Source organism: Cytobacillus solani, from assembly GCF_006704205.1.
GTDB lineage: Bacteria > Bacillota > Bacilli > Bacillales > Cytobacillaceae > Cytobacillus > Cytobacillus solani.
Genome location: NZ_CP041305.1, coordinates 1595930 through 1612731 on the forward strand (window position 1 = coordinate 1595930; position 16802 = coordinate 1612731).

Consider the following 16802-nt stretch of genomic DNA (forward strand, 5'->3'; position numbering starts at 1 on the left):
TCATTCTCCTTTATTTATTGAAGGAAGCCAGCAAATCACACATGTACCAACTTGTTTCTCTGACGCTATTTCTACTGTACCGCCATGCTTCTCAATAATTTGTTTTGTGATACTTAACCCAAGACCTGTACCTGAACCTCTATTTTTTGTACGAGCGGAATCGACCTGATAAAGAGGCTTAAAGACTTTTTCTAGCTCTGTTTGTTCAATGCCCTCACCGCTATTCTGAACGATCAAATACATACCTTCTTGTTTTGTTAATAGCGGTTTAACAAATGGCATGATAGAAAGGGGAAGGTGATTCGAATGGATCGCAGCTAGCAATATATGATCCTTGGAATCCGAATGCTTAATCGCATTACTCATTAAATTATCCATTACTCGAAGCATTTGCTTAGGATTGACAAGGTAAAATTCTTCTACTGTAGAAAGCAATTCAAGTGTAATCCCCTTTTCCATGCAAAGCGGCTCATAATCTGAGATAAGCATGTCAAAAAATTCTTCTCCATCAACTTCTACAAGCTCCATTTCATACGTTGGGGTTTGAAGGAGTGTGTACATCAATAAATCATCTAGCATATGTTTCATATAGTTCGATTTATCGACAATCACTTTACTATATTCATTGATCTTCTCCTCGTTAGGAATCTTCCCAACTAGTGCTTCCGCATAGGTTCGAATAGATGTGAGCGGTGTTTTTAAGTCGTGAGAAATACTTGCTATCATATATTCTTTTTCACCCTGCTCCTCTATAAGCTTTTGTTTAGCAGTAATAATTTGAAGGCGCATTTCATCAAAACTTTTTGCGAGCTCACCAATTTCATCATTCACTTCATAAATAGGTGAAACTTCATTTTTTTCCGCGAAGGCTTTCATTTGTTTCATCAACAATCGAAGCGGCTTATTTAATTTACGATTGACAAGAAATGCAACAATAGTGAGAATAGCAACAAAGAATAGGACAAAGATGCCAATAACCAGCCAGGTTCGATCAGAAACGCCCTTCACCCACTCGTTACGTGCTAATCTGACCTCATAGATGCCAATAATATCTTTCCCTTGTAGAACTGGCGATCGATAGGTATACGCATAGTAATCTTTTTCAAATTCATATAAGTTTTTATAAAGTTTATCGGTGCTGGCAATTGTATCAATCTGTGTTTTTATTGGATTGGACGTATATAATAAAAAGCCCTCCTTTAAATATAGATTGATCTCTATATGCGCTCCTGTTAACTTATTAAGTTCTTCATATGATCTGCCGAGCTGGAACATTTCTGGTGTATCTATTACCTCTATTATTTTTTGGAGCTCAACCCATTTCTCAAAATACTCTTCTACATTTTTTTCTTGATGATAAGCATTAATCCAAAGAAACAGGACGTATGCTGCAACTAGCGGGAGGATCATAACGATTAGATAGGAAACAAGCAGCCAAGTTTTTATTTTCACGACGGCACACCAATAAAGCGATATCCTTTCCCCCAGATGGTTTGAATAAAATGCGGAGATTTAACTGGGTCCTTTAGTTTTTCCCGAAGAGATTTAATATGGACTGTAACAGTATGTAATCCTTCTATATCTGCCTGCTGCCATACGTGTTCATAGATCTCATGCTTAGAAAATATGCGGTTGCCATTTTCAGCTAGCAAACATAGCAGCTCAAATTCTTTATTTGTTAATGGGAGCTCTTCCCCAAATAAAAATACACATTGTAAACTATAATTGATTGTTAAGCCTCGATCATAAAGAAGTTCATGTCTCTCTTCTTCTATACGGTTATAACGGAACCAGCGTCTCAAATGAGAATCAATGCGTGCCTTTAATTCTGCTAAACTAAACGGCTTGGACATATAGTCATCCGCTCCGAGTCCTAACCCCTCAATTTTATCGACATCATCTTTACGCGCACTAATAATGATAATCGGTATGTCACTTTTCCAGCGTACATTGCGGCATAATGCAAATCCATCCATTTCAGGAAGCATTAAATCGACTAGCATCAAATCATACGAACCTGACTGAAAGTCATTTAACCCCTCTAGTCCCGTTGTAGCCCACGTCACTTTATGTCCTGCTGTTATTAGCGTATCACGAATAATACGTGCGATTTCGGTATCATCTTCTACTAGTAAAATGTTTGCTTCCATCTGATTTCCTCCCAAAACAAAGATAGCATGAAAAAATGATAGGATTTAAAACTTTATAATTACTTTACTTTTATCATAGTAGAAATTGGCATCTTTTACATTCAATATAAATACCCCGTTCTATTTTAGGACGGGGTGAAAAACAATATTTATTTTTATTTATTCCTTTACACTTTATAAATTCTCGCCTCATATGGAGCAAGCTTGATAGCAGCTGTCTCCGCATGATCCTCTATTTCAAGATTTGCCAGCATTAGATATGGCCTTTTATAGGTAATCCCTTCCACTGGTTCAACAGACACCTGCTTTTCCGATAGATTACACAAAACAAGCACCTTCTCTTGACCTAATGTACGAGTATAAGCGTAAAGCGATGGATGTTCTTCTAACACTAAATCATATGCACCATACACAAATATCTCATTTGATTTACGTAAGTGAATCATCTTTTTATAATAATTCAATATAGAGTGCGGGTCTTTTTTCTGGGTATTTACATTAATTTTAGTATAGTTCGGATTTACTTTGAGCCATGGGATACCTTTTGTAAATCCGGCATTTTCTTCAGCAGACCACTGCATAGGCGTTCGTGAATTATCTCGGCTTGTTCTCCTGATGATGTCCATCACTTGCACAGAGGATTCTCCTTGTTCTATTCGGTGCGTATATAAATTCTTTGTAGCAACATCATTATATTCCTCTATGGTTTTGTAGTTCACATTGGTCATACCCAATTCCTGTCCTTGATAAATGAATGGCGTTCCCTGCATAAAGAAGTACATCGTCGCAAGTGACGTCGCACTTTCCCTCCAGTATTCACCGTCATTTCCCCAAGTAGATACACAGCGTGCCTGATCATGATTTTCTATAAATAACGCATTCCATCCGCTTCCTTCTAATGCTTTCTGCCACCTTGTTAAAACACGTTTTAGCGCCGGAATGTTGAGCTTTTTCTTCGTTTCAGCATCCCATAGACTTAAATGTTCAAACTGAAAAATCAAATTGAATTTTCCATCTGCCCAATCCACCCATTCATGAATATCCTCTGTACCAACACCATTTGCCTCTCCAACAGTCATAATGTCATACTTCGCAAAAGTTTCTTGTTTTAATTCTTCAAGGTAGGTCATGATTCCCGGGACATTCATATACTTCTCCCATGCAGGAACATAAGGAAGCTGATCTGAATTTGGCATATCCGAAAATGTTGTATCTTTTTTAATATGACTGATTGCATCTACTCGGAATCCATCAATCCCTTTATCTAACCACCAATTGATCATTTCATATAAAGCATCTCTTACATTCTTATTCTCCCAATTCAAGTCAGGCTGCTTCTTCGAAAATAAGTGTAAGTAGTATTGCTCCGTTTCTTGATCAAATTCCCAAGCAGATCCATTAAAAATACTTCCCCAGTTATTCGGCTCTTTCCCGTCGACCCCATCTCTCCAAATATACCAGTCACGCTTTTCGGAACTTTTCGAAGACCTGGATTCAATAAACCAAGAATGTTCATCGCTTGTATGATTAATGACTAAATCAATTATTATCTTCATACCGCGCTGATGTACTTCTTTTAGGAGCAGATTGAAATCTGCCATTGTGCCGAACTCTTCCATGATTTCTTGATAATTACTAATATCGTATCCATTATCATCATTCGGTGACTGATACATGGGGCAGATCCAAATGACATCGATTCCTAAATCCTGAATGTAATCTAATCTAGAAAGAAGTCCTTGCAAATCTCCAATTCCATCATCATTCGAATCTTGAAAGCTTCGTGGATACACCTGATAAGCAACTACTTCCTTCCACCAAATTTTCTCCATATTATCCCTCTTTATCTGTTGTTGTTTATTCAACCAATCCGTTCATTCTTTTACAAGATTCTCTTTCAATTAAAGCAGTTGACACAAAATGGGACCTCACTGCCACCTCAGGATTACTTACCATTTCTAATAAAAAGTTTGCTGCTTCAAAGCCTAGTTCAAAAATTGAAATATCAACAGATGTTAAAGGTGGCTTCACATATGCTGACAGTGCGTGGTTATTAAAACTCACGATAGAGATATCCTTAGGGACTTGAATGGAAAGCTCTTCTAAATAACGTATGATCTCATATGCAACCAAATCATCATGTGCAACGATAGCAGTCGGTGGAGCATCTAGCTTCATCAAGTCATGAACAGAGCCTTTTCCTTGTGATTTAAATACATCATCATGGATAAAATATGCATCTGAATATGAAAGACCTGCCTCCATTAGAGCTTGACGGTATCCTTCCAAACGGTCAGATGAAACGACATAGTCTAGATTCCCTCCAATGAAGGCAATTTGTTCGTGCCCTAAGCTAAAAAGATAATCAACTACCTCATGTGCTATTTGTCTATTATCATTATCAATATATGTAATTTCATCCTTGTATTGATACGGACGGCCTACCATTGTAAACGGAAAGCCCGAACGCTTTAAATAGTTCATTGTCCGATCATTCACCCGAGAGTAAAGCAGAATAATTCCATCTACCTTTCTTCCTTGCACCATTGACACAACTTCTTGATAAATCTCTTCCTCTGTACCGCCTGTAGATAAATAAATTCCATATTGGCTTGAATGAGCACTTGTGCAAATCCCACGAATGACTTCAGGAAAAAAAGGATTTTGGAATGCCAGTGAAGTAGAGTGCGCCATGATTACACCAATTGTTTTCGTGCTTTTTGCAGCTAAGTTTCTCGCTTGAAAGTTTGGATGATACGCTAAACGCTCCATTACCTCTCTTACTTTACGCTTCGTTTGTTCACTAATTCTTGGACTATCTGCAATTACACGTGAAACGGTAGACGGGGAAACATTGGCTTCTCTCGCTACATCTATGATTGTCACAGTCATTCGAACACCCTCCTTTTTTTACATTTTACTTTACGGCTCCCTCTGACACACCTTTTATTATTTCTTTTTGGGCAAAGAAATACAGGATAATGACTGGGATGATCGCCAATGTTAACCCAGCCAATGCTAGATGCCACTGCTTTGTGTACTCTCCAAAGAAAAAGAACATCTTTAACGGAATTGTCTCCATCCCTTTCTGGTTAATAACAAGCGATGGAAGCAAGTAATCATTCCATATCCAAATCGTATTCAAAATGGCAACAGTCACTGTTATCGGCTTTAGCATTGGGAAAATAATGTACCAAAAAACTTGAAATTTGTTCGCTCCATCAATTGTAGCAGCCTCATCTAATGATTTGGGAATAGAAGATAGAGCGCCATGATATAAAAAGATCGATAAACTTGCGCCAAACCCCAAATACATAAATATCAATCCGCCGCGATTGAGCATTTCAAACTTCCCAAAGATTGTCACGAGCGGAATCATGACAGATTGGAATGGGATGAGCATTGCAGCCACAAATACAAAGAAGATAATTGTACTTAGACGGCTCTTTACACGTGAAAGGGCATATGCTGCCATCGATGAAAAAATAACAATAATGACCACGCTAAGCACGGTAATCAAAACCGAGTTGGTGAAGGTTCTTAAAAAATCCAATTCTGAAAATGCCTGCACATAGTTTTCAAATGTAACAGTACTAGGCGGCTTCAATGTATCCTCAAAAATTTCCCGTTTAGTTTTCAGCGAGTTTACGATCATTAAATAGAAGGGCGCCAGCCAAATAAGCGCTAAAAATATCCCAGCTGCCTCTAGGGGAACTAAATGCTTTTTCCGCACTACATTTCCACCTCACGTTTCTTAGAAAGATAGACTTGCAGTAAAGCAATAACTGCAACAATTAAGAAAAAGATAACCGCTTTCGCCTGTGCATAGGCCATATCATAACGGCCGAATGCTGTGTTAAAAATCTCCATCGCTACCATTTGTGTTGAATTATATGGGCCCCCACCTGTTAAAGAGAGGTTTTGATCATAAAGCTTAAACGTATTCGACAAGGTCAAAAACATACTTACCGTAAACGCTGGAGCAACTAACGGAAACACAACATGGCGGAAACGCTGGAGAGCATTAGCACCATCTATTTCAGCTGCTTCAATTAACTCTTTCGAAATACCCTCTAAATAAGCAATATAAATCACCATAATATACCCGGACATTTGCCAGCTCATCAATATAACAAGTCCCCAGAACCCAGTTCCTGGCGTTGAAAGCCAGCCTTGTAAGCTTTCAATTCCGACAATAGAACCAAAGCCTGCAAATGCCTTAGTAAAAATAAACTGCCAAATGAATCCGAGAATAAGTCCGCCAATTAAATTAGGCATAAAGAAAATGGTCCTCAATGCTTTATTTGTTTTTAATTTTGCTGTAACGATTAATGCAAGTGATAAACCTATTAGATTAATTAGAATCACAGAAACGATTGAAAATTTTACCGTGAACCAAAGTGAATCCACGAAACGCTCGTCTTGGAACAATGCGATATAATTATCAAAACCTATAAATCCCTTCGTCTGAATGCCATTCCAATCTGTGAATGAATAATAAATCCCAAGCAATAAAGGGGCGATGACAACTAGCAGTAACGCAGCTAGCACCGGCATTAAAAATAGCCAATAGGATAGATCTCGTTTACGCATTTGTTCACCTCTTCGTAAATAAAAGATTCTTTACATTTCTCAATCTCACAAAACAAAGTAGCGCGAAGGCTACTTTGTTTCTCATTTACATGGATAATTACTGACGCGAAGACTCCCACGCCTTCTTCGTAGCATTGATCACATCTTCCCAGCTTCCTTCATCACTTAAGTATTTCTGAATCTCAACACCTAATTCATCCTGTCCCCATCCAGTTGGATATCCCATGAATGTCCAGCCAATCGTTTTGCCCTTTTCTGCATATTCATAAACAGCTTTTGAAAGCGGATCTGATATTTTCGAAGAATCATAGCCGTTGTACGCAGGTATAAATTTGAAATCATTTAACACTGTTTCTTTCCCTGTATCTGAAGTGTAAAGCCAATCCAAGAATTTCTTCGCCTCTTTAACAACAGCTTCATCTGCATTGCTATTTACTCCCCAATACATTGGAATCCCTACTGGAATATGATCCCCTTTGTACCCTTCTACCGGAATCGGCAATAATCCAATTCCATTACTAGCAAATTCCTCATCAATACCTGCAATGGACCCATACACCCAGTTTCCTTGTTGAATAATCGCCACTTTTTGTAAGGAGAATAACTCTTCTACTTGTTTTGAATAATCAAGGCTAACAGTCGGCTGCACTGAAAAGTCATTCTGCAGATCGAGGACCTTTTGGAACGCATCCCCATATTGAAATTCAATATTTTTTGACTCAAAAGCTTTTAATACATTACTATCGAACTCTGGAGCAATAAACGTATTGGATAAATGCAATCCAGTTACCCATGTTTCTTTCCCTGGCAGAGCAAATACCGCTTCAAGACCTAATTCGCCTTTTTTGCTGTCCAGTTCCTTAACCGCTGCCTCTAAAGAAGCAAAGTCAACAATCGTCGAAGGATCGATTCCAGCTTTTTCGAATATATTTTTGTTATATATAAATCCGTAGCCTTCCTGATTATACGGAAGTCCTAGCACTTTACCATCTACTGTGACCCCATCAAGCGTCCCATCTAGTGCTGCATCGGCTGCTGCTGAATCGGATAAGTCTGCTAATTTATCCTTCCAATCTTCTACATCCTGCGGTCCTCCGATATTATATATAGCTGGCTCATTGCCGGAAGCAAACTTCGAACGAAGTGCTGCACCATAATCTTCTCCTCCGCCTACAGTCGTAATATTAATTTTCACATTCTCATTTTCTTCTTCGTACGCTTTTGCAACTGCCTCGAATTGGTCTTTAAATTCTACTTTAAATTGAAAAATATCTAATGCTACTTGTTCATTTTTCGAATTATTATCCGATTTGCCTGCTTCGTCTGAACTGCAGCCTGTCAAAAACCCAGCTAAACCAATTGAAGCTGCTAATATTCCTGCTCGCCATTTCCTTTTCATTTTTCTCTCCCCCAAAATTTATTATTTTGTGAAAACGTTTGCGCAAATGAGCAAAAAGAAGAGCAAAGCTAATGAAAGCGTTTGCGCATTGTAGATTTAAAATTATCCTATCACATCGTCTAAGCTATCACAACTAATTTATTTAAAATTCTGTTTTTTCGCGTTAGGGCTCTCTGTACACTAAAATAAATTTGCTATCTCGTTCGCACAGTATTTCTTGAATGAATTTTTCTATCCTTCTTGTTAAATTAATCGATAATAAGCATTGCTGCACCAAGCATTCCTGCTTCATTGCCAAAAACAGCCCGCCTCATCTCGAATGGTTTAAGCTTTAATGGTTCTACTCTCTCAAGCAGGAGATCCCACCAATCATCCGCCGAATCTGATACCCCTCCGCCGATTACGACACATTCCATGTCCAGTACTGCCTGAAGGCTGGAAATAACAATAGCAAAATCAGAAAGAAAGCGTTCGCGAACCGAGATTGCACTTGCTACTCCATCCACTGCTAACCGGAAAAGATTTTGCGGTATCGCAAGATCACCTGTTTCGGGATCGATTACATTCTCCTCGCGAATTAGCCTTCTCAATGCCGTGCCAGATACATATTGTTCACTGCAGCCTTTTCTGCCACAACCGCAAAGCAAACCATTTGGATATAAGATCATATGGCCAACTTCTCCGGCACCTCCGTTGGACCCATTCATTATGCGCCCATCGAAAACGAATCCGCCTCCGAGTCCTGTTCCAACCGTCAAACAAGCAACCCTTCGGAAACCCTTTGCTGCTCCTAATTGAACTTCCGCAAGAGCTGCACAGTTCGCATCATTATTGACTTCAACCCTCAGACCCGTTGCCGTTTCCAACTGGGATTTAACCGCAGTCCCTTGCCATCCTTCTAGCTCTTTTTCAAAAGTGATGATACCTGTCTCAGCGTCGACCATTCCTCTTGTACCAATACCTATTCCTGTAAGATCAGGAAATTCCTTTTTTATTCTAAGAATCTGTTCTTCTAAATACGGATATAGAGGAATCTTTGTAGGAATCGTCCAATCTGCCAATACTTCGCCTAACTCACTTACAATACCAAAACGGATTTTTGTTCCTCCAATATCAATACCGGCTATTTTCCCCACCTTACTGCCTCCTTTCATAAGCAAGCACAAACGCCTCATAAGGGCGAAGGTTTATTATTTCTTTTTCTATTTTAAGAGTATCATAGTTTGCTATGATAAGATTCCCTTTCCAATGTGGAACATTACATTCCTCACAGGTTATCTGCTCCATCTGTTTAGAAAAATTGGCTACAACGAGCCATTCTTCCTCCTTTGTTTGCCTTTTATATACAAATAAATATGGATGGTCTGGCAATAACAATTGAAAATTTCCATAAGTTATGATGTCAAGCTCTTTTCTCAAACGAATCAGTTTTTGATACGTATAAAAAATAGAGGATCGATCGGCAATGGCTTCCTCTGCATTTATTCCATATGTATTCGGATTCATCCGGATCCATGGAACCCCATCTGTAAATCCCCCATCTGCCGTCCATTGCATAGGAGTACGTGCATTATCCCGTCCTTTCGCATAAATACTTGCCATGATTTTTTCATGAGGGATTCCCAGTTCCCGTTTCTCTTTATACATATTGAGCGTTTCAATATCCCGATAATCATCAATCGCATCAAACTGCACATTAGTCATGCCTAGCTCTTCTCCTTGATAAATATATGGAGTCCCTTGAAGCATATGCAGACAAATGGCCAGCATTTTCGCTGATTCCTCCCGATACATCTGGTCATCCCCAAACCTTGAGACAATTCGCGGCTGATCATGATTATTCCAATACAGACTATTCCACCCAACACGATGCAGCTTATTCTGCCATTTCTCAAAGTTTCGCTTTAATTCTTTTAACACTAACGGCCGAACATCCCATTTTTCAAAAGGACCGCTGTCGAGATTCATATGTTCAAACGTGAATACCATATTCACTTCCTGATTCTCCGGATTTGTATAGATTTGCGCATCCTCAGTCGTTGCTCCTGGCATTTCCCCTACTGTTAACACATCATAATGGCGTAATACCCTTTCATTCATTTCTCGTAAATACGTGTGAATCCTTGGTCCATTCATATAAAACGGGCTTCCATCTCCATACTTTTGATTAGGAGGAATTGCTCCATTAGGAAATTGCAGGTCTTTCGAAATAAAGTTGATCACGTCCATGCGAAATCCGCCAATTCCTTTATCCAGCCAAAAGGTCATGGTGTCATAAATTTCATTTCGAAGGGGCTCATGCTCCCAGTTCAAATCAGGCTGTTTTTTAGAGAATAAATGCAAATAATACGCATTCGTATTTTCATCCTTTTCCCAAGCAGACCCAGAAAAAACAGAACCCCAATTGTTCGGAGGATTGTGTTCATTCCCTGTACGCCATATGTAATAATCCCGATAGGCTGAATTTATGGATGAACGCGATTCAACGAACCAAGCATGTTCATCAGATGTGTGATTCACAACTAAATCCATCACAATTCGAATGTTTCGGTGTTTTGCTTCTTTAATCAATTGTTCAAAATCAGCCATTGTACCAAATTCTTTCATGATCGCCTGGTAATTCCGAATATCATAGCCATTGTCATCATTCGGTGAATCATAGATGGGACTCAGCCAAATGACATCTATCCCTAGCTTTTGCAAATAATCTAATTTTGAAATAATCCCCTGCAAGTCACCAATTCCATCTCCATTTGAATCCATAAAGCTTCGCGGATAAATTTGATACACTACACTGCGTTTCCACCACGGATCTATTGACTTGGTCAAATCCCTCCACCACCTACAATATTTCGATGGAATTATTTTAATATTTCCATAACATTTATGCAAGCGTTTGCATTATTAGGAAAGGAGAGCGGCCATTTTCACTCTGCTCTCCTCTTCTAATTTATTTCGTTTTAGCTGCTTCTATTACACGTTTCATTGCCTGGATTTGTCCTAAATGAATGGATTCGTGAAACAACGAAAAGTTACTAATCTCACCGAACGTTTCCTGACCCAAAAATGGTGTGGGCAATTTTTCACTAAAACGTTCAGCTGGGATCTCTTTCATGCGCATTAATTGATCTTTTAACTGTGCTGTCAGTTCAGAAACAGAAGGAACTTCACCCTGCCAATCTGAAGGTTTTGTACCAGTTGCAAATAGCTCCATATAATTCGCAGGGATGCTTGTTGTTTTTTTAGGATATCCAAACATAAATTGCTCTGCTGAAGTTAACACATGACCAATATGCCATTTGATTGTATTGTTAAAACCTTCAGGCTGAACATCTACAATCTCTTCATTTAAGCCAGCAATACTTTTCAAAAAGAACCCCCGTGTTAATTCCATATTTTTAAATAATAACTCACTCATTTTAACAGCCTCCTTATTTTTGTTAATACAATTTTATTCTATACGAAACTCATCTAATACTTAAATGAAAGATGCTGACAAAGTTCATGAATTTTCCATAAGTTTCTCGTTCTATTTTTTATAGAATGAACATAACAGGATGGAAAGGAAGTGGAATATGTTTATTAAAGCTAGAAGTAAATCGGCTGAATTACTAATTCTCAGATCATTAGATGCCAGAATGAATCTAAAAGCGAATGAACAACTGTATTACTTGAACTTGAAGAAAGGATATGAAGGAGAGGTGAAGTTTGACTCATTGATAGGTAGTCTCGATCATAATTGTTTGATATTGAATGACTTGCTGCTTGAATGCAACAATACAACCTTTCAAATTGATTCTTTACTTATTACGCAAGATACGGTTATCCCCTTCGAAGTAAAAAATTATGAAGGCAATTACTATTACCAAGATAAGAATTTCTATATTTGTTCTACTGGAAAAGAAATTACGAATCCACTGCATCAATTGAATCGCATTGAGACACTGCTTCGCCAATTTTTTCAAAAGCACGGATTCAACCTTTCTATAAAAGGTTACCTTACCTTTGTTAACCCCGAATTCTTCTTATACAAAGCACCCCAAGATGAGAAAATGATCTTCCCTCCACAATTAAATTACTTTATAAAAAACTTAAATATGAAACCATCAAACCTCAATAGCTTGCACCGCAAACTAGCCGACCTATTAATAAAAGCTCATATCCCGGAATCACCTTACACCCGGCTACCCACATATCATTATGGTCAGCTGCGGAAAGGGATAACTTGTGCGGCTTGCCAATCATTCCTTCTCATTGTTAGTGAAAGAAAAGTAGTCTGTGATCAATGCGGGCATAAGGAAAATATACAGACGGCTGTCGTTCGAAGCGTGAAGGAATTCAAGCTGCTTTTTCCAGATACAAAGGTTACGACCAATACTGTTTATGATTGGTGTCAGTTGATAAAGTCAAAAAAATAATATGGAGAATATTAAAGGAGCATTATAAAACAATCGGATATGGTCAGTGGTCTTATTATGAATAAATAGATTACTGAAGATCATTTTTGAACATAGCTCACATTGGGTACACTTTTCTATCTTTCTGCTAGTTTTCGGGAATCAATAAGGCTTGTTGGGTTCGCTTTTCTATCTTTCTGGTAGTTTTCGGGAATCAATAAGGCTTGTTGGGTCCGTCTTTCTGCTTTTCTACTAGTTTTCGGGAACCAATAACGCTTATTGAGTTGCTTTTCTGCCTTTCTACTAGTTTTCAGGAACCAATAACGCTTGTTGAGTTCGCTTTTCTGCCTTTCTGCTAGTTTTCGGGAACCAATAACGCTTGTTGAGTTCGTTTTCTGCCTTTCTACTAGTTTTCGGGAACCAATAACGCTTGTTGAGTTCGCTTTTCTGCCTTTCTACTAGTTTTCGGGAACAAATAAGCCAAAAAAAATTAAAAAAATCCATGTTGAACGTATTTGTTCAACATGGATTCCTATTCAGGATCATTATTTTAACCCTCTTGACCAAACGCACTTTCATCCATATAGGAAACCTCCCAGAGATGGCCATCAAGATCCTGAAAGCTCCACCCATACATAAATCCATGGTCCGTTGGTTCATTCGAATGCTTTCCGCCAGCTGCTAATGCCTTGTTTACAATCTCATCTACTTGTTCTCTGCTATCAGCGGATATTGCTACGATTACTTCTGTACTTTTTGCAGTATCGGAAATACCCTTCTTCGTAAAAGTCTTGAAAAAGTCTTCTACCAATAGCATCACAAATGTATTCTCGTTGATTACCATGCATGTTGCATTTTCATCGGTAAATTGAGCATTAAATTCAAATCCTATTTGTGTAAAAAATTCAACAGATTTATTTAGATCTTTCACCGGCAAATTTAGATATAGCTGCCTTGCTTGCAATCCCATTTGACTCACCCCATTTTAGAATTCTATTCTTTCATTCATAATATAACTCAAAGAGGATAAGCCTGTAAAATATCATTACACAAAATTCCGAATATTTATGATATATTAACCCGCTGTTATTAAAAAAACCTGCAAGGCTATTTTCGCCTTGCAGGTTTTTTGTTCGATGGGAGGATGGATTCGCCCCTAATCCCGACTAGTTTTCCTGAATGTCTTTACGGTTTTTCTTAAATATCTTAGATAACACTTCATAGACGATTGGTACAACGATTAATGTTAATAGCGTTGAACTTGTTAATCCGCCGATTACTGTAATTCCAAGACCTTTTGAAATGAGACCGCCTCCGCCTGTTCCGAGTGCTAATGGGATTAAAGCACCGATTGTTGCGATTGCTGTCATTAGGATTGGACGCAGACGTGTTGCACCCGCTTCGAGTATGGCTTCACGCATGGTCATTCCATCACGTTCCATGTGAATAATACGGTCTACAAGTACGATCGCATTTGTTACAACAATACCTATTAACATTAGCAGACCCATCATGACAGATACAGAGATCGTTTCACCCGCGATTAATAAACCAACAAATGAACCAATAACCGCAAACGGCAACGAGAATAGAATCGAGAATGGTGCCACACCTTCACCGAATGTAACAACAAGGATGAAGTATACAATTGCGACTGCCGCAATCATCGCTACACCAAGCTGTGTAAATGTTTCAGTCATGTCGGCTTGCACACCGGCAACGCCAACAGTTACACCTTTAGGTAAATCTAATTTATCTATCGCTTTATCTACTTTAGATGTTGCTTTGGAAATATCATCACCAATGATTGTTCCAGAAACACTTGCATAGTATTCCCCTTTACTGCGCGCAAGGGTATTTAACGTTGTCCCCTTCTCAACTGTTACTAGTTTAGAAAGCGGCATCGTCGTGCCAAGTGCTGTTGGTACTTCTGTTGCTAAAATATCATCGACTGATTTTGGCTGTTTTGTTTGTTCTTGCTGAACGATGACTTCTAATGTATCTCCGTCTTTTTCAACCGTTGTTAATACATCTTGCGTTTTATTTGGGTTTAACATCATGACAATTTGACCAGTTGTTAACCCATACTGCAGTAACTCATCTTGTTCTACTTTAAATGTATACTCAACATAAGCATCTTCTGCACTTGAGGAAACATCTTCTAAGCCTTCCGTTTCCTTCATGACATCTTCTACCATTTTTACAGCATTATTTAGTTTATCTAAATCTTCACTATAGAAGGTATAGCTCACTTCATTTGTTGACATCGACATAGACGAGAAGTTCTGGCTCTTCCATTCACCAGTTTGGCCAATATTGAACACATAATCTTCAATATCTTCGCGAACTTCTGGGAAGTCTTCCATTTCAGGGTCAAAGATAAGATACATTAATGCACCGCCTGCTCCTCCACCCATCATTGCCGACATCTCATCACCACTCTCAGTTACAGAAACTTGAACGATATCAATGTCATCACGCTTTAACATCTCTTCCTCAACAACTGCCACATTGGCTAATGTGTCTTCCTTTAATTCTCCTGTTTCTGGTGTGTACGTTAAGTACATCACTTTTTCCTCTTCACTGCCCATAAAGCTAAAGCCAATTAATGGTGTTAATGCCAAGCTGCCTGCTAATAATACAATGGAAATAATGGACGTTATTACTTTATGGTTCAATGTCCAATTTAGAACTCCTTTGTACCATTTAGCTAATTTACCGGCCTCTTTATGACTGCCTTCCGTCTTTTCACTATATAGCTTCTTCTTAAATAAGAAGTGAGATAACGCAGGTACAACTGTAATAGCCACAATTAATGAAGCACCAAGCGCAAACGTCATTGTTAATGCGAATGGCATAAACAGTTCGCCGACCATCCCGCCAACGAAGATAAGCGGAGCGAATACCGCAACTGTTACTAATGTGGATGATAGAATTGGTTTGAACATTTCAATCGTCGCTTCACGTACAAGCGCACGACCTGTTAACTTCTCTCCCTTTAAATGGAGACGACGATAAATATTTTCTACTACTACGATGGAGTCATCAATTACACGGCCGATCGCCACAGTAATCGCACCAAGTGTCATAATGTTTAGCGTAATATCCAGCCAATTTAATAGCAATAAAGCCATAAAAATGGAGACTGGAATGGATATAATCGAAATAATAGTAGATTTAAAGTCACGCAAGAATAGAAGGATAATCAATACAGCAATTAACCCGCCAAATAATGCTTTTTCAACCATCGTTGAAACGGAATCTTCAATCGGTTTCCCTTGGTCAAGCGATACATCAACTACAAGACCATCGATCTTTTTCTCTTCATCTTTAATTAAATCCTTTACACTGTTTACAACATCAACTGTGTTTGCTTGCTGCCCTTTAACAATTTGAATCGCAATCGCATTTTCACCATTCGTACGTGAAACAGATTGTACTTTACCTACTACTTCAATAGTAGCAATATCGCTAAGCTTCACAAATGGAGATGGCTGTGTGGCAGATGGTGTCACAGGAATAAGCATTTCCTTTAATTCATCCGCTGTCATGAACTTTCCATCAATTGCTACAGCCTGTTCACCTTCTTCAAATTCGTAAAGCCCTAATGAAACAGCCAAGTCACTTGCTTGAATCATTTCTTTTACTTTATCTTCTGTTAAACCAAGTTCAGCCATTTTTGCTTCATTATAAGTAAGCTGAACCTCTTCGATATGCTGACCAGTAATTGTTGCAGAGGCAACTCCATCGATTTTCTCGATTTTAGGAAGTAAAATTTCCTCTACTGTTGAAGTCAGTTCAACAATATCCTCTTTCTTACTGCTCACGCTCAATGCAACAACTGGCATCATGTTCATGCTTATGGCTGTAATGGTCGGCTTCTGTGCATCCTCTGGTAAAGTCACTGCATCGATCGCAGATTCTAATGCACGTTTCGCTTCATCCATATCGATTCCGTAATCATATTCGACCTGAATATTTGCCATGTTCGAATATGAATTAGAATAAACAGCTTTCACATCTTCAAGGTTTTCTACCGCTTTCTCCAAAGGCATGGATACTTCATTCATCACTTGTTCAGGAGTTGCTCCAGGGTAAACACCCATTACCATTAAGTATGGAATCGAAATATCTGGAATCGTCTCCGTTTTCATTTGTGTACCTGAATAAATACCAGATACAGTAATAATTATTGTAAGCAACCATACTGCTAGTTTATTCTTCAGGACAAAATTGACTAACCCTTTCACTTTTACACCTACC

At 38.6% G+C, this 16802-nt stretch carries 13 protein-coding genes; 1 reads left to right on the plus strand and 12 read right to left on the minus strand.

Going from position 1 to position 16802, the window contains the following annotated elements:
* The 10 genes from FI644_RS08245 to FI644_RS08290 all read right to left on the minus strand — a co-directional run bounded on the left by FI644_RS08245 (nucleotide 1) and on the right by FI644_RS08290 (nucleotide 11560).
* Complete coding sequence (locus FI644_RS08245) at nucleotides 1-1452, minus strand: sensor histidine kinase (protein WP_053478053.1); 1452 nt, start codon at nucleotides 1450-1452, stop codon at nucleotides 1-3.
* Complete coding sequence (locus tag FI644_RS08250) at nucleotides 1449-2150, minus strand: response regulator transcription factor (protein WP_053478052.1); 702 nt, start codon at nucleotides 2148-2150, stop codon at nucleotides 1449-1451. Before FI644_RS08250 ends, FI644_RS08245 begins: the two co-directional genes overlap by 4 nt.
* Before the next feature lie 167 nt (nucleotides 2151-2317).
* Nucleotides 2318-3982, minus strand: coding sequence for a glycoside hydrolase family 13 protein (locus FI644_RS08255; protein WP_142108219.1), 1665 nt, complete (start codon nucleotides 3980-3982; stop codon nucleotides 2318-2320).
* A gap of 25 nt (nucleotides 3983-4007) precedes the next feature.
* The gene (locus FI644_RS08260) at nucleotides 4008-5042 is read right to left on the minus strand and encodes a LacI family DNA-binding transcriptional regulator (RefSeq protein WP_142108220.1); all 1035 of its coding nucleotides are present in this window, start codon (nucleotides 5040-5042) and stop codon (nucleotides 4008-4010) included.
* A gap of 25 nt (nucleotides 5043-5067) precedes the next feature.
* Complete coding sequence (locus tag FI644_RS08265) at nucleotides 5068-5883, minus strand: carbohydrate ABC transporter permease (protein WP_053478049.1); 816 nt, start codon at nucleotides 5881-5883, stop codon at nucleotides 5068-5070.
* The gene (locus tag FI644_RS08270; protein ID WP_053478048.1) at nucleotides 5883-6743 is read right to left on the minus strand and encodes a carbohydrate ABC transporter permease; all 861 of its coding nucleotides are present in this window, start codon (nucleotides 6741-6743) and stop codon (nucleotides 5883-5885) included. The genes FI644_RS08265 and FI644_RS08270 overlap by 1 nt, the downstream gene beginning before the upstream one ends.
* Before the next feature lie 97 nt (nucleotides 6744-6840).
* On the minus strand, nucleotides 6841-8142 hold the full coding sequence (locus FI644_RS08275; protein WP_053478047.1) for an ABC transporter substrate-binding protein: 1302 nt from the start codon (nucleotides 8140-8142) through the stop codon (nucleotides 6841-6843).
* Nucleotides 8143-8390: 248 nt separating this feature from the next.
* Nucleotides 8391-9278, minus strand: coding sequence for an ROK family protein (locus FI644_RS08280; protein ID WP_142108221.1), 888 nt, complete (start codon nucleotides 9276-9278; stop codon nucleotides 8391-8393).
* A gap of 1 nt (nucleotide 9279) precedes the next feature.
* On the minus strand, nucleotides 9280-10905 hold the full coding sequence (locus FI644_RS08285) for a glycoside hydrolase family 13 protein (protein ID WP_231690161.1): 1626 nt from the start codon (nucleotides 10903-10905) through the stop codon (nucleotides 9280-9282).
* Nucleotides 10906-11092: 187 nt separating this feature from the next.
* Complete coding sequence (locus FI644_RS08290) at nucleotides 11093-11560, minus strand: DinB family protein (protein ID WP_053478045.1); 468 nt, start codon at nucleotides 11558-11560, stop codon at nucleotides 11093-11095.
* A gap of 157 nt (nucleotides 11561-11717) precedes the next feature.
* Between FI644_RS08290 and FI644_RS08295 the strand changes: the two genes are divergently transcribed.
* Entirely contained in the window at nucleotides 11718-12560 is an 843-nt protein-coding gene (locus FI644_RS08295) for a nuclease-related domain-containing protein (protein ID WP_246067041.1), read from the plus strand.
* A 529-nt stretch (nucleotides 12561-13089) separates the two neighbouring features.
* Here FI644_RS08295 and FI644_RS08300 read toward each other — a convergent pair.
* Nucleotides 13090-13509, minus strand: coding sequence for a VOC family protein (locus FI644_RS08300; protein WP_053478042.1), 420 nt, complete (start codon nucleotides 13507-13509; stop codon nucleotides 13090-13092).
* A 196-nt stretch (nucleotides 13510-13705) separates the two neighbouring features.
* Nucleotides 13706-16789: an efflux RND transporter permease subunit gene (locus FI644_RS08305; RefSeq protein WP_056681905.1), complete on the minus strand. Its 3084-nt coding sequence runs from the start codon at nucleotides 16787-16789 to the stop codon at nucleotides 13706-13708.
* Nucleotides 16790-16802: the final 13 nt, after the last annotated feature.